Below are 311 nucleotides of genomic sequence, written 5' to 3'. Positions count from 1 at the left end.
ATCCGCGTTCCAAAACAAACCAAAGCTATCCTGTTTCCCTCATGCAGAATACGTCCTTTGCCAATCTCTAATATCTCACCGCGCTGCGGTAAATCCATGCCAATGCCTTCACCACGCGGATAACGAAAAGAAATTGGCCCCTGATCATAAGCTGCAGCGGTACGTACCATATGCATCAGTTCCACCTCATCAGAAGGCGCCATGACAACAAATTCAGGAAGAGTAGTCAAAAAAACAATATCAAAACTGCCAGCATGCGTCGCACCATCTGCACCTACAAAGCCAGCTCGATCAATCGCAAAACGCACAGG

1 pseudogene is annotated in these 311 nt (G+C 47.6%); it reads right to left on the bottom strand.

The window, feature by feature from the left end:
• Positions 1-311 (bottom strand): annotated as a pseudogene (locus tag ACFINS_RS10865) (1-deoxy-D-xylulose-5-phosphate synthase); the annotation flags it as partial.

Source organism: Bartonella sp. AA2SXKL (assembly GCF_042197205.1).
GTDB lineage: Bacteria > Pseudomonadota > Alphaproteobacteria > Rhizobiales > Rhizobiaceae > Bartonella.
The sequence above is the reverse complement of the archived record's forward strand: the minus strand, read 5'-3'. Positions and strand labels throughout refer to the sequence as shown.